The sequence below is a fragment of the Prevotella sp. genome, assembly GCF_036570325.1.
In the GTDB taxonomy this organism is placed as follows: Bacteria; Bacteroidota; Bacteroidia; order Bacteroidales; family Bacteroidaceae; genus Prevotella.
This window is the reverse complement of sequence record NZ_DATCYK010000129.1, coordinates 1-18844: the sequence shown is the minus strand read 5'-3', so window position 1 is coordinate 18844 and position 18844 is coordinate 1. Positions and strand designations below refer to the sequence as shown.

The 18844-nt window shown below is 48.4% G+C and carries 15 protein-coding genes and 1 tRNA gene; 5 read left to right on the top strand and 11 right to left on the bottom strand.

Annotation, left to right across the window (positions count from 1 at the left end; translation table 11 throughout):
- Nucleotides 1-39 precede the first annotated feature (39 nt).
- Together VIR50_RS11675 and VIR50_RS11670 are read right to left on the bottom strand one after the other, a co-directional pair.
- Nucleotides 40-954, bottom strand: coding sequence for a helix-turn-helix transcriptional regulator (locus tag VIR50_RS11675; RefSeq protein ID WP_331935287.1), 915 nt, complete (start codon nt 952-954; stop codon nt 40-42).
- Between the two features lie 8 nt (nt 955-962).
- Nucleotides 963-1601 (bottom strand): ribonuclease HII, encoded by a 639-nt coding sequence (locus VIR50_RS11670; RefSeq protein WP_331935286.1) that lies wholly within the window; start codon nt 1599-1601, stop codon nt 963-965.
- Nucleotides 1602-1737: 136 nt separating this feature from the next.
- Here VIR50_RS11670 and VIR50_RS11665 point away from each other — a divergent pair, with 136 nt between their 5' ends.
- The gene (locus VIR50_RS11665) at nt 1738-2025 is read left to right on the top strand and encodes an ATP-binding protein (RefSeq protein WP_331935285.1); all 288 of its coding nucleotides are present in this window, start codon (nt 1738-1740) and stop codon (nt 2023-2025) included.
- Here VIR50_RS11665 and VIR50_RS11660 read toward each other — a convergent pair.
- From VIR50_RS11660 to VIR50_RS11625, 8 genes are all read right to left on the bottom strand, one after another.
- A complete protein-coding gene (locus VIR50_RS11660) occupies nt 2022-3260 on the bottom strand; it encodes an aminotransferase class V-fold PLP-dependent enzyme (protein WP_331935284.1) in 1239 nt (412 codons plus the stop codon). The genes VIR50_RS11665 and VIR50_RS11660 overlap by 4 nt on opposite strands.
- A gap of 21 nt (nt 3261-3281) precedes the next feature.
- Complete coding sequence (gene sufD, locus VIR50_RS11655) at nt 3282-4625, bottom strand: Fe-S cluster assembly protein SufD (RefSeq protein WP_331935283.1); 1344 nt, start codon at nt 4623-4625, stop codon at nt 3282-3284.
- A gap of 14 nt (nt 4626-4639) precedes the next feature.
- On the bottom strand, nt 4640-5404 hold the full coding sequence (gene sufC / locus VIR50_RS11650) for a Fe-S cluster assembly ATPase SufC (protein WP_331935282.1): 765 nt from the start codon (nt 5402-5404) through the stop codon (nt 4640-4642).
- Between the two features lie 13 nt (nt 5405-5417).
- The gene (gene sufB, locus VIR50_RS11645; protein ID WP_331935281.1) at nt 5418-6866 is read right to left on the bottom strand and encodes a Fe-S cluster assembly protein SufB; all 1449 of its coding nucleotides are present in this window, start codon (nt 6864-6866) and stop codon (nt 5418-5420) included.
- Nucleotides 6867-7095: 229 nt separating this feature from the next.
- Nucleotides 7096-9957: a translation initiation factor IF-2 gene (gene infB / locus VIR50_RS11640; protein ID WP_331935280.1), complete on the bottom strand. Its 2862-nt coding sequence runs from the start codon at nt 9955-9957 to the stop codon at nt 7096-7098.
- 36 nt (nt 9958-9993) lie between these two features.
- Nucleotides 9994-11259, bottom strand: a complete 1266-nt coding sequence (gene nusA, locus VIR50_RS11635; protein ID WP_331935279.1) for a transcription termination factor NusA — start codon at nt 11257-11259, stop codon at nt 9994-9996.
- Nucleotides 11260-11262: 3 nt separating this feature from the next.
- Nucleotides 11263-11730 (bottom strand): ribosome assembly cofactor RimP, encoded by a 468-nt coding sequence (gene rimP, locus VIR50_RS11630; protein ID WP_331935278.1) that lies wholly within the window; start codon nt 11728-11730, stop codon nt 11263-11265.
- Between the two features lie 419 nt (nt 11731-12149).
- Nucleotides 12150-12223, bottom strand: a tRNA-Asn gene (locus tag VIR50_RS11625).
- A gap of 200 nt (nt 12224-12423) precedes the next feature.
- Here VIR50_RS11625 and VIR50_RS11620 point away from each other — a divergent pair.
- The 4 genes from VIR50_RS11620 to VIR50_RS11605 all read left to right on the top strand — a co-directional run bounded on the left by VIR50_RS11620 (nt 12424) and on the right by VIR50_RS11605 (nt 18231).
- A complete protein-coding gene (locus VIR50_RS11620; RefSeq protein ID WP_331935277.1) occupies nt 12424-14100 on the top strand; it encodes a S41 family peptidase in 1677 nt (558 codons plus the stop codon).
- Nucleotides 14101-14457: 357 nt separating this feature from the next.
- Nucleotides 14458-14991 carry an RNA polymerase sigma factor gene (locus VIR50_RS11615; RefSeq protein ID WP_331935276.1) on the top strand — a complete coding sequence of 178 codons (534 nt, stop codon included), beginning with the start codon at nt 14458-14460 and terminating at the stop codon, nt 14989-14991.
- Nucleotides 14984-15640, top strand: coding sequence for a DUF4974 domain-containing protein (locus VIR50_RS11610; RefSeq protein ID WP_331935275.1), 657 nt, complete (start codon nt 14984-14986; stop codon nt 15638-15640). Before VIR50_RS11615 ends, VIR50_RS11610 begins: the two co-directional genes overlap by 8 nt.
- An 8-nt stretch (nt 15641-15648) precedes the next feature.
- A complete protein-coding gene (locus VIR50_RS11605; RefSeq protein WP_331935274.1) occupies nt 15649-18231 on the top strand; it encodes an outer membrane beta-barrel protein in 2583 nt (860 codons plus the stop codon).
- A 1-nt stretch (nt 18232) separates the two neighbouring features.
- On the opposite strand, the gene VIR50_RS11600 is transcribed toward VIR50_RS11605, so the two are convergent.
- Complete coding sequence (locus VIR50_RS11600; protein ID WP_331935273.1) at nt 18233-18601, bottom strand: winged helix-turn-helix transcriptional regulator; 369 nt, start codon at nt 18599-18601, stop codon at nt 18233-18235.
- Nucleotides 18602-18844 lie beyond the last annotated feature (243 nt).

The following is an 18844-nucleotide window of genomic DNA, read 5'->3' as shown; positions in this document are numbered from 1 at the left end:
ATGGAGCCTTGAGAGAAAACTGTTTTTGGTTGACATAAGCTATAGTGTTGATTGGTTTTTAGCCGGGAAATGGCCAAAGTTGGCCTCAATCTTACGACGTACATAGGCTTTCAGTCCGTCGTCGCCAAGAATTTCTATATCATCGTAAAGGCCGATGACAAATCGTCCTATGCCCACATAGCTGGCCAAATTGGCCTCAAAGAGCCATCGGGAATCGTCATAAGGGGTGAAATATTCCGATGAAATGGGGTATTCTTCGAGCATAAGGTTATGAGAGAGCTGTTTCATCAGCAGCTTCACGGGCAGCCGTTCGGTGCCACTGAACATAAACATATCGATGAAAACATCGGTATGAAGGTCGGTATAAATCCACGGAGTATCGTAAACGACTACCTCGCCGATACGGGCCAGCTTGAAAGTTTTACACATGTGGGTCTTCAACTCATAGCAACGAATATCCAAATTCTCATTGAGCAGTTGGTAAGGCTCCACCATTCTGTCGGTCACGGTATTGCTGTGGGGTGACGAGTAGTCCTTGAGGCATACCACCTTTTGCTGCTTGATAGCCTCCATCAGCGTGTGGAGAATCTCTATGTTGTGGGCTTGGAAGCGGGTATCGGTAAACTGTCGCAGGTGATAGAAGCGCTCCAACTTGCGCTTTACGGTCGAAACAATTGGATTTTTCTCATCGGCGCCATCGAGCAAGCGGTGTAAGAAGGTGGCCTCTACTTCACTAAAGTTGACCGAACGCGACAAAGCGAGGAAGAAAGGTGAGCCGGGATCGAGGCGATAACACTGGTTTTCATTGATGACAGTGAAGCCCATGTCACGGAATTTCTGCAAATAATTGTAGAGTTGGCGCCGCGTTGTGCCGATGTGGGCACAGAGATTCTCGGCCGTGTAGTCGAAACCATCGACCATCAAAAGGATGAGTTGGAGTTCTTTCGACATCATATCGCAGGCTATTCGTTAAAGTTCAATTCGAGTTCTCCGGTGCCCAAGAGGTTGTAACTACGCCGATGAAATGGGGAAATTCCGTGTATTCTGATAGCCTCTCGGTGTTTTCGGGTGGGGTATCCCTTATTGCTTTGCCAATCATAATAAGGGTATTCGAGGGCCAAGGCGTCCATATAATCATCACGGTAGGTCTTGGCCAAAATGCTGGCGGCGGCGATCGACTGGTATTTGGCGTCGCCTTTGACGATACAAGTATAAGGAAGTTGGCGACCGGCGTCGGGCAATCCCTCGCCAACAATGTAGGGGTCGAAACGATTACCGTCGATAATCAATGTCTCGGGACGCACGTGCAATTGGTCGATAGCCCGGTGCATGGCCAAGAAACTGGCATGAAGAATGTTGATTTTATCGATTTCATCGGGCGTAACCACGCCTACTGCCCACGCCAAAGCGTCGCGTTGGATTTCTTCTCGCAACGCATGTCGACGACGATCGGTTAGTTTTTTGCTGTCGTTAAGGGCGGGATTATCGTAATCGGGAGGCAAAATAACGGCAGCGGCGTACACACTTCCGGCCAAACAACCACGCCCGGCTTCGTCACATCCGGCCTCTACCACCTCTTTATAATAATGGGATAACAGCATAAAACAGACTTATATAGTTAACAAATGTTACCAATTAACAGATTTAACAGCCCAAAAGGGGCTTATGAAATATTACTTCCACGCATGCCGTTAATTTTGCAGACGTAAATCAAAACATAACCAAAAGAACAGCAACATGGAAAAGAACATTACTTTGCAATCGTCTTCTCATCTGTACTTACAGAGTTTCCAACGCATGGCCGGTCAGGTATTGCGCATCGCCAACAAGCCGATTCAACTGCTGAGCGCCTACTACAGTGCCGTGCTCGAGAAGCCGATAAGTCTTAAACAAACATGGCTGCTGCTCAATGCGCAAGCCGCTTTCGTAATGACAGCATTCCCGATGGAATCGCCCTTTTTAGCACGTATCGCCTGCTTGGCATGGTTCGTACACGCCCTTTTGGTGTGTCGGCGCAGTATTTAGAACATGGCAGCCACACGGTTGATGGCACTCACGAGGCCATCAACCTCCTCCCGAGTGTTATAAAGCGCAAAGCTGGCGCGTGATGTACCGAGAATGCCCAACCTATCCATGAGCGGTTGGGCACAATGGTGGCCCGTACGGATGGCAATACCCAAGCGGTCGAGCAGCGTTCCCATATCCATGTGGTGAATATCTCGCAACTGAAAGCTGATAACCGCGTCATGGTGTAAGGTTTGTACATCAGCGTCGGCAGGTACACCGTATATTTTCATACCGTCAATGGCCGACAATTGGCTGACGGCATAGCGTGTAAGGTCTTCCTCATGGGCACGGATGGCGTCCATTCCGATAGCCGACACGTAGTCAAGAGCCTTGGCCAAGCCGGTCGTAGCGATGTAATCGGGCGTTCCGGCCTCAAATTTCAGAGGCGGACGTTCGAATGTGCTCTGCTCAAAACTTACGTGCTCGATCATCTCTCCACCTCCTTGATAGGGCGGAAGGCGGTCGAGCCACTCCTCTTTTCCGTACAGTACGCCGATACCCGTAGGCCCATAAATCTTATGACCGCTGAAAACAAAGAAGTCGCAATCGAGCGCCTGCATGTCAACAGCGAAATGCGGGGTGCTCTGCGCACCATCGATGGCCACCGGAATGCCCTGAGCGTGGGCCAAACGGATGATTTCTTCCACCGGATTTATGGTGCCGAGAACGTTGCTGACATGGGAAACGCTGACCAATTTGGTCTTAGGTGAAAGCATGCGGGCAAAGGCTTCCATATCGAGCAGGCCATTGTCATCCATCGGAATGACACGCAAGACGATACCTTTGCGGGCTGCCTGCAACTGCCAAGGAACGATATTAGAATGGTGTTCGACCGTGGAGACAATCACTTCGTCGCCCTCACGCATGAACGCATCGCTAAAACAAGAGGCAAGGAGATTGATTCCCTCGGTGGTACCACGGGTAAAGACGATTTCGGTTGTGGACCGGGCATTGAGGAAACGACGTACCGTTTCGCGGGCACCTTCATGCAATTCGGTGGCTTGTTGGCTCAACCAATGCACACCTCGATGCACATTGGCATTGACATTGAGGTATTCCTCACGCATCGCATCGAGCACACACAACGGTTTTTGCGTAGTGGCGGCATTGTCAAGATAAACCAAAGGCTTGTTATAAACCGAACGAGAAAGTATCGGGAAGTCTTCTCTTATCTTAGTTATATCGTAACTCATTCTTTCTACAACTAAGCGTTTTTACTTACAAAGTTTACAACTGGCGCACTTATTGAGCTCGCCACGGAACCGCTTTTCGACCAAGTAATGCAGGCGATCGCGCAAAGGCTCGAGCTCCATTTGGTCGATTACCTCATTGACAAAGGCAAACTCAAGCAACAGCTTGGCCTCCTTCTCGCTGATACCGCGCTGCCGCATGTAGAACATAGCGGCGTCATTGAGCTGTCCTACCGTAGAACCATGGGCACACTTCACGTCATCGGCGTAGATTTCCAACATCGGTTGGGTGTACATACGGGCGGTATTGGAAGCTACAAGATTCTGATTGGTTTCCTGACTGATGGTCTTTTGCGCATCATGACGCACCAAAATACGGCCGGCAAAAGCACCGGTGGCGTCATCGTCGAGCACATATTTATAAAGCTGATTGCTGGTACAATGGGGTACTTGATGGTCGATGAGCGTATTGTTATCGACATGTTGCTGCTTATCGGCTATCACGCAACCATTGCAATAACACTCCGCGCCCTCGCCCTTAAACAGTAAATCCAACCGATTTCGGGTGACCCCATTGTGCAACGTGATCACATTGTGATTGACACGGCTGTTTGCTTGCTGCTCAATATACACGTTGCTAATGCGCACATTCTTGTAATGAGTCTCTTCCAAGCAATTAAGTTCAAGGTTGGCATTGTCACCTACGTAAGCCTCTATGACTTGTGTGGCCAAGAACTGATGGTCATCGGACGCATGATCACAGAATAAGAATTTGGCTTCTGCGCCCTGCTCAAGGATAATAAGCACACGACGATTGACCATTAAATCAACATCCGACCGAAGGATATTGATGACCTGAATGGTTCTATCTACCTTTACATTGCGTGGAACGTACACCAACAGTCCGTCTTGGGCCAACATCGTGTTCAAAGCCGTAATGGAGTCATCGTCTGTCTTTGCGATTTTCGCATAATATTTCTCGATGAAATCGGGCTTTTCCACGGCTACGTGGCTCAAAGAATCCACGATAACGCCTTCCGGAAAATGGGCCTGCGGAAGTGATTTTTTATAAAAACTGTCGTTGATAACAAAGTAAAGAGACGTACTAAGGTTAGGTACGTCACACTTAAAAGCATGATAGGGATTAACGGGAATCTCAAGACGATTCAAGTTCAAGCCATAATCGGGCTCGAACAATTTACCCATATCCGTGTATTTATAGCGCTCCACCTTGCGTGAGGGAAAGCCTTTGGCCTTAAAATCGTCAAACGCTTTGTCACGCACGGCATTGAGTACAGGCGCCGCATGCTGCTTAATCATGGCCTCGGCGGCTGTATATAAATCAATATATTGCTGTTCGCTATTCATCTGAATCCCTCCTTTTATTCGCCGAAAATGGCGTCAGCTTCTTCTTTTATCCAATCATATCCGTGCTGCTCGATTTCTCTTGCCAGCTCCGGACCGGCCGTCTTGACAATACGACCCTTATAAAGTACATGAACAAAATTAGGCTTTATCATGTCGAGCAACCGCTCGTAATGGGTAATAACGATGGCCGACGTGTCGGCAGTGTGCATTTTGTTGACACCATCCGCTACGATTCGCATGGCGTCAACATCAAGTCCTGAATCGGTTTCGTCAAGAATGCTGAGCTTCGGTTCAAGCATTGCCATCTGAAATATCTCATTGCGCTTTTTCTCACCGCCCGAGAATCCCTCGTTCACAGACCGATGGGAAAGTTTGCTGTCGAGGTCGACTAACTTGCGCTTTTCACGCATCAACTTTAAGAAATCGGCCGCATTCAACGGTTCCTTGCCCTCATATTCACGCTTGGAATTGATGGCTGCACGCATGAAATTGGTCATGGAAACGCCCGGAATCTCAACCGGATACTGGAAAGAAAGGAAAAGACCGGCACGAGCACGGTCCTCCGGCTTCATTTCCAATAGGTCTTGACCATTGAAAAGAGCCTCTCCCTCGGTAACAGTGTATAGCGGATTACCGGTGAGAACGGCACTCAAAGTGGATTTACCGGAGCCGTTAGGTCCCATTATCGCATGGATTTCGCCATCTTGAATCGTAAGGTTGACACCTTTTAATATCTCTTTGCCCGCAATCGTGGCATGTAAATTCTTAACTTCTAACATCGTTTTTCTATCTTTATCCTACTGTTCCTTCCAAGCTGACGCTCAATAATTTCTGTGCCTCAACCGCAAATTCCATAGGTAATTTATTTAATACTTCTTTCGCATAGCCATTTACGATCAGGCCAACAGCCTGCTCTGTGGGTATTCCTCGCTGATTACAATAGAACAGCTGGTCCTCACTGATTTTGGAGGTCGTGGCTTCGTGTTCTATCACGGCGCTGTTATTGTGAATATCCATATAAGGGAATGTATGGGCACCACAATCTGATCCCAACAACAAAGAGTCGCACGAGCTGTAATTACGGGCATTATCCGCATTGGCAGTAGCCCTTACCAAACCTCTATAGGAGTTCTGACTATGCCCCGCCGAGATACCTTTGGAGATAATGGTACTCTTGGTGTTCTTACCCATGTGAATCATCTTGGTTCCCGTATCGGCTTCCTGATAATGGTTGGTTACGGCTACACTATAGAATTCGGCTACCGAATTATCGCCTCGCAAGATACAAGAGGGATATTTCCAAGTGATGGCCGACCCCGTCTCTACCTGCGTCCAGCTCAACTTAGAGCCCACACCACGCAGATCACCGCGCTTCGTCACCAAGTTAAACACGCCTCCCTTACCGTTCTCATCGCCCGGATACCAGTTCTGAACGGTGGAATATTTCACCTCGGCACGGTCGTTCACGATGATTTCAACGATGGCTGCATGCAATTGGTTCTCGTCTCTCATGGGGGCAGTGCAGCCTTCCAAATAGCTTACATAGGCGTCGTCATCGGCGATGATGAGCGTTCGCTCGAACTGACCCGTATTTCTTGCGTTGATACGGAAATAAGAACTCAGCTCCATCGGGCAACGCACGCCCTTGGGAATATAAACGAATGAGCCATCACTAAACACCGCGCTGTTGAGCGCAGCAAAGAAGTTATCACGATAGGGCACCACCGTTCCCAAATATTGGCGTACCAATTCGGGGTGTTCTTTTACCGCTTCACCAATGCTACAGAATATAACGCCCTTCTCACGGAGCTTCTCCTTAAAGGTGGTTTTCACCGAAACGGAGTCCATAATCGCATCCACGGCAGTACCACTCAAAGCCAAACGTTCCTCCAAAGGAATGCCGAGCTTGTCAAAAGTCTTCTCCAGCTCAGGGTCAATCTCCTTGTTTACCGGCTTCTTAGCCATGGGATCGGCATAGTAAGAAATAGCTTGATAATCGATTTCGGGCAGATGTACGTGGGCCCATGAGGGCTGCCTCAAAGTCTTCCAATGCTTGAAAGCTTGAAGACGAAAGTCGAGCATCCAAGCGGGCTCACCTTTCTTTTGGGAGATAAGGCGCACAACATCCTCGTTGAGTCCCTTCTCTATTACTTCGGTATGTACGTCGGTAGTGAATCCGAACTCATATTTTTGCTCGGCAACCTGCTTTACATACGCGTTCTTCTCTTTTTTTTCTTCCATGAATTTATCCTTTACAGGAATATGACAAATATTGTGCCATCAGACCGGCGCCACCAAAGATGGTCACAAATGCGACCAACCTACCGATGAAACGCTTGTAATCACCAACGGTAGAAGTTCCCTTCCGGGACCTCTACCGTTGTTGATTGGTCTGTTATAGAAAGACTTAGGAGAAAAAGGACATACCTTTCCATGGCTATGACACGATTCTTCCGCCGCCTAAAACACATTAAAGTTTTTGTTCTACTTCTATTTCCGTGAAGGTTTCAATTACGTCACCGGCCTGAATATCGTTGAAGTTTACCAAGCTGATACCGCACTCAAGGCCGGTCACAACCTCCTTAGCGTCATCCTTATAGCGCTTCAACGCGTCAATATCGGCAGTACGTATCACGATACCATCACGAACCACACGGGCTTTATCCTTGCTATGAACCTTGCCTTCAGTAACCAAACCGCCGGCAACGGTACCGACTTTGCTAATCTTGAAGACTTGCTTAACCTCTATCTGACCGGTAATGATTTCCTTCTTCACCTTATCCAGCATGCCGACCATTGCGCTCTTCACGTCGTCGATGGCGTCATATATAATAGAATAGGTGTTGATTTCCACTCCTTCACGGTCGGCTAATCTACGCGCATCGGTAGAAGGACGCACTTGGAAGCCGACAATAACGGCGTCAGAGGCGCTGGCCAACATGACATCATTCTCACTTATCTGACCCACGGCCTTATTGATGACGTTAATCTGAACCTTCTCTGTAGAGAGCTTGATGAACGAATCAGACAATGCCTCGATAGATCCATCGGTGTCACCTTTGACAATGATGTTAAACTCATGGAACTCTCCACGGGCTATGCGGTGCGAAATATCGCCAAGGGTAAGACGCTTCTGCGTACGCAAACCTTGTTCACGCTGCAATTGCTCACGCTTATTGGCAATCTCACGAGCCTCCTGATCTGTATCGAGCACATGAAAAGCGTCGCCCGCAGTAGGCGCTCCGTTCAAACCGAGGATAATCGCCGGCTCGGCGGGAGCGGCTGACTCAATGCGCTGATTACGCTCATTGAACATCGCTTTGATACGTCCCCAGCTGGTACCGGCTATCACTACGTCGCCCACTTTCAGTGTTCCGTTGCTCACAAGCACCGTACTAACGAATCCGCGGCCCTTATCAAGACTCGACTCGATAATGTTTCCGGTGGCCTTACGGTTAGGATTGGCTTTCAAATCAAGCATATCGGCCTCAAGGAGCACTTTTTCCATCAGATCATCTACGCCAACACCTTTCTTGGCACTGATTTCCTGACACTGGAATTTGCCACCCCACTCTTCTACCAACAGATTCATGTTGGCCAAATCCTCACGTATCTTGTCAGGATTAGCGCCGGGTTTATCAATCTTATTGATAGCAAATACCATGGGTACACCTGCAGCTTGTGCATGTGCGATGGCCTCCTTGGTGGTAGGCATGACAGAGTCGTCGGCAGCAATGATGATGATGGCGATGTCGGTAACTTGTGCACCACGGGCACGCATGGCGGTAAAGGCCTCATGTCCCGGCGTATCAAGGAAAGTCACCTTGCGGCCATTCTTCAGCGTAACGCCATAAGCGCCGATATGCTGAGTGATACCTCCGGCCTCACCGGCTATCACGTTGGTATTACGGATATGGTCAAGCAACGAGGTCTTACCGTGGTCTACGTGACCCATTACGGTCACAATAGGCGCACGACCAACGAGATCGTTCTCGTCATCCTCCTCTTCGCTAACGGCTTCTTGTACCTCGGCGCTCACGTATTCGGTCTTGAAACCAAACTCATCGGCCACCATATTGATGGTCTCGGCGTCGAGTCGCTGGTTGATAGACACCATGATACCCACACTCATCAGCGTAGAGATAACCTGAGTAACACTAATATCCATCATCGTTGCCAACTCACTAACGGTCACAAACTCCGTAAGTTTCAGTATCTTACTATCCTTACGCTCAGCATAAGCCTCCTGCTGCAGTTTTTCTTGTACGGCTTCACGCTTTTCCTTACGATACTTGGCACCCTTCTTGTTTTGGTTGCTCTTGCTTGTCAGTCGAGCCAGCGTTTCTTTTACCTGCCGTGCTACAGCCTCATCATCCACCTCCAATGGTTTCTGACTGCGGTTATTGCGGCCTTTTTTCTTCTTGCCTTGGTTGTTCTTGTTATTATTCGCGTTGGCGTTATTGGCATTGTTGCCCGACTGTTGGTTAGCAGCAGCGTTTATATCTACACGCTCTTTGTTGATGCGGACACGCTTCTTACGCTCACCACCATGCTGCGAAGCCACTTTCTCCTCACGTTCACGACGCTTCTCTTCCTTTGATTTCTTCTTCGGACGAGTGCTTTGGTTGATTGAATCCAAGTCAATCTTACCCAACACGTTCACCTTCGGAGCATTCTGTGTCTCGCTCTTTAGCTGGAACACACCGTTATCGGCCTCCGCCTTTGGGGCTTCTTCCTGTGCGGTTTGCACGGGTGTTGCTTCCGCGGGCTTCACTTCAGGCTGCTTTTCAACCACGGGTGCTGCCGGCTTGGGCTCTTCTTGCTTCACCGGTTCAGCCTTGGGCTCAACTTTCTTCTCCACTATAGGCGCAGCCTTAGGCTCCTCTTTCTTAACGGGTGCCACGGGCTCGACCGGTTTAGGCTCCGACTTTGGACTAACGGCAGTAGTCGGTTTCTCGGAAACGGGAGCCTTCTCTACAGCAACAGACTTAGCAACCTCAGGCTTCTTCTTGCCCACTTGGTCAAGATCTATCTTGCCCAACGGCTTAAACTGCTGCTGGGTAGAAGAGCCCAACAAACTTTCTGCTCTGTTATCAGAAGTCTGTACGCTTTTCTTTTCCTTAGTTTTTTTCTGAAAGAGCTTCTCCGCTTGGTTGCGAACCTCGGCGTCCTGCTTGAATGCGTTGACCAATGCGTTGTATTGGTCATCGTTGAGTTTAAAGCTGGGTTCAGGCTTTACTTCGCCCAATTCGGTTCTCTTTTCAAGGAATTCAACTGCCGTTTGAAGTCCTATGTTTAATTCACGTAATGCTTTATTTAATCTGATGCTCATCTTTTATTATTTCCTTTTTACTCTTTTTTCTTATTTCTACTGTTCAAACTCAGCACGCAGCACTCTCAGCACGTTATCAACAGTTTCCTCCTCAAGGTCGGCTTTCTCCACGAGCATTTCACGGGGAGCGTTGAGCACAGCCTTCGCTGTATCCAAGCCAATGGCCTTTATGGCGTCAATAACCCACTGATCGATTTCGTCAGAGAACTCTTCCAAGTAGATATCCTCATCAGCTTCGCCCTCAGCTATCTCACGGAACACGTCGATAGTGTACTCTGTCAGCATGGAAGCCAGCTTGATATTCATACCACCGCGGCCGATAGCCAGACTTACTTCCTCGGGCTGGAGGAACACTTCAGCCTTATGGTTCTCCTCATCGATGTTGATACTGCTGATACGGGCAGGGCTCAACGCACGCTGAATGAACAGCTTGGTATTGGAAGTATAGTTGATTACGTCAATATTCTCATTGCAAAGCTCACGCACAATGCCATGAACACGGCTACCCTTCACACCCACACAAGCACCTACGGGGTCGATACGCTCATCAAAGGTCTCAACGGCCACCTTGGCACGTTCACCCGGCATGCGGGCAATTTTCTTGATAGTAATGAGTCCGTCGTTGATTTCGGGCACCTCTGCCTCCAGCAATCGCTCGAGGAACATAGGGCTGGTACGCGACAAGATAATCTTAGGATTGTTGTTCTCGTTATCCACCCGAAGAATCACGGCACGCAATGTCTCACCCTTGCGATACACGTCGGACGGTATCTGCTCCGACTTCGGCAGGATAAGCTCATTGTTCTCATCGTCCACAACCAGCACTTCACGTTTCCATATCTGGTAAACCTCACCCGAGATAACTTGTCCCACGCGATCCTTATACTTATTATATAAAGAGTCATGCTCCAGTTCAAGGATTTTGCTGGCCAAGGTTTGGCGCAGATTCAGAATGGCACGGCGGCCGAACTTGGCGAAATCCACACGCTCACTGACGTCCTCGCCCACCTCGTAGTCGGGCTCTATCTGTCGTGCATCTTTCAACGCAATCTGCTTATTCTCGTCTTCCACCTCGCCGTCGGCCACAACCACACGGTTACGATAGATTTCAAAGTCGCCTTTATCAGGGTTCACGATTACGTCGAAGTTCTCGTCGCTACCGAAGATTTTGGCAAGAACGTTGCGGAAACTCTCCTCCAACACGCTCACCAAAGTCGTCCGATCGATATTCTTCGTTTCCTTAAAGTCCTTGAAGGTATCAATCATGCTCACCTGTTCTTCTTCTTTTTTCTTTGCTGCCATAGCTTATTTGAAACTTATTATGTATTTAGTATATTTCACTTCGTCCATCCGGTAACGATGATCCACGTCCATCTTCTGCGGGCGTTTCTTACCTTCCACCATTACCTTCTCGTTCACTGTAACGACAAACTCGTTGCCCTCGACGCTTTTCAGCGTGCCTTTCAGCTTCCTGCCTTCGCCGTCGAGCACTTCCACTTCCTTGCCTATGCAATTCACATACTGCTGTGCCACCTTGAAAGGCTGACCCAATCCGGCCGAACCTACTTCAAGTTCATAGTCCTCTTCATCACGACTCAGATGGTCCTCAATGAAGCGACTCAGCTCCTCACAGTCATTAATCCACACCCCATCGGCATGGTCTATTTCCACTACAATTTTGTCATCGGCGCTGATTTCCACATCCACAAGGAAGTATTCCTTATCAGCCAACCACTCGTCTACAATCTTTTTAACGACGTTTTTGTCAATCATACATTAAATATATATGCCATTATAACGAAAATGAGGAGCTCTCTTGGAGCCCCTCATTCCACTGAACGCTGCAAATTTACGAATAAATTTCGTATCAGCAAAGTAATTCTTTATTTTTTATATATAATATGTGGAATAGTGGTAGTTGACAAGTATTCAGTTGACAAGTTGACAAGTTATCAGTTGACGAGTGAACGAGTTAATGGTTAAAGCTGACGAGTTATCGGTAAACAAGTTAACAAGTTTATGCCCAAACATACTCTTTAGCCTTATAAAGCATGGCTTATGAGCCTGCGAAAGTAGCTTTCCGACATGACAAAACACGGCCAACAAGCCGGCGAAACGCAGCCTATGAGTTACAGAAAGACAACCAAACCGAGGGAAAACAAAAAAGGATTACCGAAGTAATCCTTTGTTTGCGCTTCAAGATGGGCTTGAACCAACGACCCCCTGATTAACAGTCAGGTGCTCTAACCAACTGAGCTATTGAAGCAATTGCATCATTTCTGATTTGCGGTTGCAAAGGTATGACAAGTTTTTTATTAATCCAAATGTTTTCCGAAAAAAAATCATTAGAAGGCTAATTTTTTTTAATTACAAGCCTTTTTTGCCCCCTTTGACCCATAAAATAGAACTTAATATGCTATTTTTGCAATACTTAAACATTATAGAATGAACATAACAAACTGTATAATGAATATAAAAAAAAGTGTGATAGGCATGCTGTTGTTGCTCGGAGGGCCATCAGCGAGTTGGGCACAAACCGACCATCGCTTTGAAGTCATGCAGAATCTGGATGTCTTTAACTCCATTTACAAGCAACTGGATATGCTCTATGTCGACACCCTCGACCCTAAAATGACCATCGGAGCGGGTATCAATGCCATGTTGAAGTCGCTCGATCCCTACACGGAATACTATCCGGCAGAAAAGAAAAGCGACTTTAAGATGATGGTCACGGGCAAGTATGCGGGAATAGGATCGCTCATCCGGTACAATTTCGCACTCAAAAACGTGGTAATCGAAGAGCCTTATGCCAACATGCCGGCAGCCGAAGCGGGATTAAAGAAGGGTGATGTGATATTGGCAATCGACAATCTTTCAATGGAAGGAAAGGACAATGCCTATGTCAGCGACCATCTTCGGGGCGACGCCGGCTCCACCTTTATTATAAAGATACGACGTCCCAGCACGGGCAAAATAATGAAATTAAAGATCACCCGCAAATCCATTCAACTGCCATCGGTGCCTTATTACGGCATGCAAACCACTGACGGAATAGGCTACATTGGCCTTACCCAGTTTACCGAAGGCTGCGCGCAGCAAGTTCGCAGGGCCTTTATCGACCTGCGAAACCAAGGCATGAAGAAATTGGTTTTCGACCTGCGAGGCAACGGCGGTGGCTTGGAGCAGGAAGCGGTGAGCATTGTCAACATGTTTGTTCCCAAAGGAAAGCTCATCGTTTCCAACCGTGGCAGACTGCAACGGGTCAACAACGACTATAAGACCACCGTGGAACCACTCGATACCATCATGCCCATTGTGGTATTGGTCAACGGCGAATCGGCCAGCTCCAGCGAGATAACGAGTGGCAGTTTGCAAGATTTAGACAGAGCAGTGGTCATGGGTACCCGCACCTACGGCAAGGGATTGGTTCAGATGACCATGCCTATGCCCTACGGAGGAAGCCTGAAACTCACCACAAACAAGTACTACATACCCAGTGGACGTTGCATTCAAGCCACCAACTATAAGCATAGCAACGGTGGATATACGGAGCATGTACCCGATTCTTTGACCAAAATATTCTATACGGCAGGCGGAAGAATCGTACGCGACGGCGGCGGTATCACGCCCGACGTGGAGATAAAGCCCGACACCTTGTCGAATATAGCTGTCAGCCTGCTCAACTCCAATCCTTACATGACCCGCGACTCAAACGAGGTTATGCTCAATTTCGTCATCGACTACGTAGCCAAGCACCCCACGATAGCGCCGGCAAAAGACTTTGAGCTGAGCGAAGCCGATTACGCTAACTTTGTGGATAGGGTCGTAAAAAGCGGCTACAGCTATGCCCGTGATTCAGAAAAATACGTGAAGAATCTTGAAAAGCTGGCCCAATTTGAGGGCTACTACGAAGACGCCAAGCCCGAGTTCGAGGCGTTGAAGAAGAAGTTAAGCCCCAGCATAGTCAAGGACTTGGCCCGCAACAAGGAAGAGCTGAAAGATATATTGGCCAAAGAAATCATCCCTTCCTACTATTTCCAAGCCGGTACCGTGGCCTATAGCTTGAAGGATGACAAGGAGTTTAACGAAGCCGTGAAGCTCTTGAACGATCCCGCTCGTTACCACAAGATACTGCATCCTTAACCCATTATCAGCCTGACTGCCAATAACCTTTCTATTGGCGGTATAAAAACAAGTGCTGATTAACGACCGGTATCAATCAAAAGGAATGCCGACGACCAACCGACTTCTTGCTTACTTTATGGCAAGAAAATCGTTGGACGTCGGCATTTTTCATGAGATAAAACTACCACTTATTCTCTATTATTTAAAAAAAGTAAGATAAAGGGGTTGAAAAAACAACCTTTCGCCCGTTCTTTGTGTAAAATCATCCGTTTAAAAGGACTTCTTTATCAACCTCTAAACGAAGAAAATAACAACAGAGAATTTAAGAAAGGAATGGTAAAAACTTGATAAGCCGCTGAAAGAAAACATAGAAGAATGAAAACAGATATACGAAAAAACGTCCGGATAGAGCGCTTGTTTCGCACTTATTATCGCCCGATGTTTCGCTTGGCGATGGCTTTGCTACACGACGAAGCAGAAGCCAAAGACGCCACAAGCGACATTTTCGCCAAACTGTTAGACGGGCGTGCGGTACTTCCCGACAATCTCCTGACACAACCCGAAGCAAAAACAAAAGCATGGCTGTTGGCCAACACCCGTAACCATTGCCTCGATATAATCAGCCACAAGCAAGTAAAAGAGCGGGTAAAGCGACTTTTACCCCTTGACACCGCCCCCGACCTGTCACCACCCTATTTGACAGAAACCTATTTTGAAGCCGTGAATCTGTTTGCCGAAACACAGTTCACGCCACAAACACGCACGATATTCTCTCTCCGCTTTCATGACGATTATTCTTGTAAAGCCATCGCTCAACACTTAACCATCAGTGAAGCGGCTGTCTACAAACATTTGGCGAAAGCCCTGAAAAAACTAAAAGAACATTTTAACACCCTACAAAATGAATAACGAAAAGCTAATCAACCAATTGCTCGAAGCCATCGAGCACCCCGAACACTATACCGAAGAGCAACTTCAAAACCTTTTGAAGAGTGAGGAGGCTCGGCAGTATTATCAATTGATAGCCGACGTATCGTCAGCCCATTCGTATGAAAAAAATAAGGGGAAGCTCACCGATGACATGCTCGACTCCGAATGGCAAAAACTCCAAAAGCCACAGCCCAGTCGCTCTCATCGGCGGTATCGGGTGGCCGCCGCGGTGTCGGCCATCCTCTTAATGTCGGGAATAGCCTTGGCAGCCATCCACTTTGTGAGAGTCAACCATCGACAATCGGTCGGCGAGACTTCCATTACCACCATGCCACAGCCTGACGGTAAACCACAGAAAACACCATCATCCACCGACGCCACGGCTCCCCTACTACCTATAAAGGACAAGTCACCCCGCCAGTTCGACAACGTTCCATTGGGCGAAATCGTGACCGAAATGGGCTTATTCTACGGTGTTCGCACGACATTCCACAGCGAGGAGGCGGCCGGTTTACGGCTACGCTATCTGTGGGACAGGAGTCAACCCGTGGAGATTGCCGTTGAAACACTTAATAAATTTGATAAAGTCGACGTAACCTTTACCGACAGCGTTATTGTCATCCAATAAGAAACATAATGAAAAAACGTATTTTCATTCTCGTGCTGTTGGTGCTTTCGGGCTTGCAAGGCATGGCACAACACCTATCACGAAACTATCATCGCACGCCGCTTGCCCAAGTATTGACCGATATTGACAATGCCGATAGCCACTACATTATCAACTTCATCTATGACGAATTGGAGGATTTCACCGTCACGACAGCCTTTCAAAACCGCACGATTCCCAACGCCGTGCGTGAGGTGGTGGGCTTTTATCCTATGCTCATCACCATGCAGGACAGCCTGATATTCGTGGAATGCACGCAGAAAACACCCCAAAAAGTCATCGGAAGGGTCACTGACTCGCAGGGAAAGCCCATCGCTTTTGCCAACGTGGCACTGCTCAATCCTGCCGACTCTTCCTTTATCAACGGAGGAGTGACCAACGATGGAGGCGATTTTGTCATTCCTTGCCGACGCCGGCGGGTGCTTGTGCGCATATCCTATGTGGGCTACGAAACAGTATGGCGCACCATTGAAGGGGGACAATTGGGCACCATCCGAATGAAAACCGATAGCTACACACTGCGCGACGTACAAGTAAAGGCTGTCCGAAAAGTGATAAAAAACAGTATCGACCGCTTGCAGTATTTAGTCAGCAACGACCCTTACGCCTCGGGCATGAACGCTTGGGAAGTGATGAACCGTGTGCCCTTGCTTCATGCGGAGGGCGAAACGGTGTCGATTATCGGCAAGAGTGCCACCCATTTTATGCTCAACGGACATACCATGGATATGGGAGAAGCCGCCGTGAAAGCCAAGTTGCGCAGCCTAAAAGCCGAGGACATAGAGCGTATAGAGGTCATAACGATACCACCGGCCAAGTATAAGGCCGAGGCCAACGGTGGTTATGTGAACATCGTGACACGCAGAAACGAGAGCCGGGGATGGAGCGGCAGCCTGACCATAGAGCCACAGCTTCAGTATCGTGCACGGCTCATGCCCGAGGCAACGGTTAACTATGTATCGCCGAAATTTGAAATGTCAACGACCGTACGTGGCGATGTGGGCCACGTCATCAATAAGCAATTCAGTGTCTATAGCTTCGATGATGGGCGTCAACGTACGTCAGATAGGGTGAATAAGCTGTTTTGGCCCACGGCCGATGTGAGCACCATCATGAAGTATATGCCCACGAATCGGTGGGAAATAGGAGTGATGGGCAGCCTTCACATGGACCGGTTGAGAGGTGACCAAACGGATATAACAATAGATCAGGACACCGTTCGCAGCACGTCACATAACCCCGAGGCATGGAATTACAACATGAGTGCCACGCTCTATGCTGACTATCGGATTGACTCCTTGGGCAAAATGATGAGCCTCAACTACAATATTTTCAACAGCGATGACCCCGCTCGTAGCGAGAATAAGTCGGTGACAGCGGGTAAGATAGAGCGATTGCGAACATCGAGCACGGGCCGCTATCGCATTCATGCGCTGAAATTGGATTTCACCTTGCCTTTCAAAAACCTCTATACCGAGGCCGGTGTGGCCTTGACAAGCATAACCAATCAAACCGGAATCAGCGTGGAGAACTTCCTAAACGGTACTTGGCTACACAATACCAATGAAAGTAATGACTTCAACTACCATGAACAAGGACTGGCAGCCTACGTCTCCGGACGGAAGAAAGTGGGCAAACACGTTGAGACACAGGCAGGATTACGCTATGAATACACCCTGACCAAGGGAGAGCAGCTTACCCTTCGACAAACCGACCGCAACCATTACGGCCGCTTCTTTCCCTCGTTTCATCTGGGTTGGGAGCCACGGGAAGGCCATCGGATAGGCTTTGCTATCAATTGGGGAATAGGCCGTCCCAACTTCAACGACCTGAATCCGTGGCGGTTATACACCACCGTCCACAACTACGTAACGGGTAACCCACACCTCACGGCAGCCTATAGTCGCAATTCGGAAATCAATTACAATAACGGCCGGGGGCTCTACTTGGTGCTTTATAACGACCATGGTACCGATGAAGTGGGCAACAACATTGTCTTCAATGCCGACGGGTCGCAAGTGGGCAGTCCCATCAATGGCGTGAGCCATGACAAGAGTGGGCTCTACATCACCTATCGCCGCAACTTCCTTTCATGGCTCAATGCCGAGGCAGAGGGCGAAATCTACTATCACGACGCCAAGGCCGAGGGCAGTTCCACCATCGCTCCCATGCACGGATGGGGTAGCCGTTTGGGGTCAGCCATGTCGTTTCTGCTCAATCGAAAGAAAACGCTCATGGCGTCGGTCAACTTTTATCAGGACTTTAGCGCTTACATGCAAACCCAACGTATCGAGCCTTTGAGTCGTCTCTATTTCTCCCTACGTTATTCGTGTGTGGGCGACCGATTGAAGTTGAGCTTGTCGGGCGGCGACCCGTTTGGCTGGAACGTAACCCGCGTAACGGGCCGTTACCGAGGCTTCAGCATGCGAAATCGTTTCGACGTACACGCTCGTTACATCAGTCTTAGGGCCACTTGGAGCTTCGGAGGACGGCATGCCAAACAGATTTATCACGATAATAAGGACCGAGAGTCGCAGCGTGCGCCTAAATAAGCTACTTTAGCAGGTAGGCCTTGCGGGCCTCCACTATATCGCCCATATTGTCGAGGGCCCATCCTATCAGGTTATCGACAAAGGGCAAGAGGCTCTTTCCACGCTCCGTCAGCTCATATTCCACCCGTGGGGGCACCTCCGGATAAGCCTTGCGGAGCAACAACCCGTCAGCCTCCAGCGTCTTTAAAGTGGTCGTAAGCATTTTTTGGGAAATGTCAGGGATGGAGCGTTGCAGCTCTTTGAACCTGACCACACGATGTTGCTCCAGCGTGAAAAGCACCAAAAGCGACCACTTATCACCTATCCTACTCAAAACATTACGAATCGGACAGTCAGGATAAAGGCTGTCTCTTACATCTGTTCGCGTCATAATCCTTTATGAATAACATTAGGCTACAAAAGTAACCATTGAATAAACATGGGCCTAACGTCTTGCGTTAAACTTTGTAAAAGGTCGCTTGTCTCGACACTTTAGCCATCCATTACTTACGTTCAGGTAACCAGTCCACCTTTGCGTGCCTACTTGTGAGCGACTGAGAATAGCCCTATCTTTGCACTCGTAAACAATAACAGTTATCTATAAAAGTACAAAGACAATGAAAACAATTGAATT

Bases quoted from the DNA above. Each gene is read 5' to 3' on its own strand.
- VIR50_RS11675 (WP_331935287.1), bottom strand. From the start codon at position 954: ATGATGTCGAAAGAACTCCAACTCATCCTTTTGATGGTCGATGGTTTC.
- VIR50_RS11670 (WP_331935286.1), bottom strand. From the start codon at position 1,601: ATGCTGTTATCCCATTATTATAAAGAGGTGGTAGAGGCCGGATGTGAC.
- VIR50_RS11665 (WP_331935285.1), top strand. From the start codon at position 1,738: ATGGAAAAGAACATTACTTTGCAATCGTCTTCTCATCTGTACTTACAG.
- VIR50_RS11660 (WP_331935284.1), bottom strand. From the start codon at position 3,260: ATGAGTTACGATATAACTAAGATAAGAGAAGACTTCCCGATACTTTCT.
- sufD (WP_331935283.1), bottom strand. From the start codon at position 4,625: ATGAATAGCGAACAGCAATATATTGATTTATATACAGCCGCCGAGGCC.
- sufC (WP_331935282.1), bottom strand. From the start codon at position 5,404: ATGTTAGAAGTTAAGAATTTACATGCCACGATTGCGGGCAAAGAGATA.
- sufB (WP_331935281.1), bottom strand. From the start codon at position 6,866: ATGGAAGAAAAAAAAGAGAAGAACGCGTATGTAAAGCAGGTTGCCGAG.
- infB (WP_331935280.1), bottom strand. From the start codon at position 9,957: ATGAGCATCAGATTAAATAAAGCATTACGTGAATTAAACATAGGACTT.
- nusA (WP_331935279.1), bottom strand. From the start codon at position 11,259: ATGGCAGCAAAGAAAAAAGAAGAAGAACAGGTGAGCATGATTGATACC.
- rimP (WP_331935278.1), bottom strand. From the start codon at position 11,730: ATGATTGACAAAAACGTCGTTAAAAAGATTGTAGACGAGTGGTTGGCT.
- VIR50_RS11620 (WP_331935277.1), top strand. From the start codon at position 12,424: ATGAATATAAAAAAAAGTGTGATAGGCATGCTGTTGTTGCTCGGAGGG.
- VIR50_RS11615 (WP_331935276.1), top strand. From the start codon at position 14,458: ATGAAAACAGATATACGAAAAAACGTCCGGATAGAGCGCTTGTTTCGC.
- VIR50_RS11610 (WP_331935275.1), top strand. From the start codon at position 14,984: ATGAATAACGAAAAGCTAATCAACCAATTGCTCGAAGCCATCGAGCAC.
- VIR50_RS11605 (WP_331935274.1), top strand. From the start codon at position 15,649: ATGAAAAAACGTATTTTCATTCTCGTGCTGTTGGTGCTTTCGGGCTTG.
- VIR50_RS11600 (WP_331935273.1), bottom strand. From the start codon at position 18,601: ATGACGCGAACAGATGTAAGAGACAGCCTTTATCCTGACTGTCCGATT.